The sequence below is a fragment of the Flavobacterium sp. ALJ2 genome (assembly GCF_015594725.1).
Classification (GTDB): Bacteria; Bacteroidota; Bacteroidia; order Flavobacteriales; family Flavobacteriaceae; genus Flavobacterium.
Window position 1 is genome coordinate 1 of record NZ_JADNRC010000083.1, and the last position, 363, is coordinate 363.

At 32.0% G+C, this 363-nt stretch carries 1 pseudogene; it reads right to left on the reverse strand.

Features of this window, described 5'->3' with window-relative positions:
• Positions 1-51: 51 nt before the first annotated feature.
• A pseudogene (locus IUY40_RS19315) lies at positions 52-363 on the reverse strand (Vgr family protein); the annotation flags it as partial.

The window sequence follows — 363 nt, forward strand, 5'->3', positions numbered from 1 at the left end:
CATTATTAACCGTCACTTTTCTGTTTTTACAAATTTTGTAGATTGCCATAATTAAAACATTTTAGATTTTTCTACACTATTAACCTCCACCGTCTTACCGCTTTGTAGGGTTAAATTTTCTTTATTGCTAAAAATAGTAACCTCAGAAGCTATTTCATTAGAGGTATTTGCCTGACGCATAAAATCCTTGTCAACCATTTCTTTTCTATTATCGGAACTTTCAGTAATTTCTTCACTTGCTGTTTGGGTTAAATCATTACCCGCTGTTTGAGAAATATTATTTCCTGCACTACAATCCATATTTTCTCCTGCATCAATTTTTACATTTTTACCAGCGTTTACAATAAAATTATCTCCTGCCTG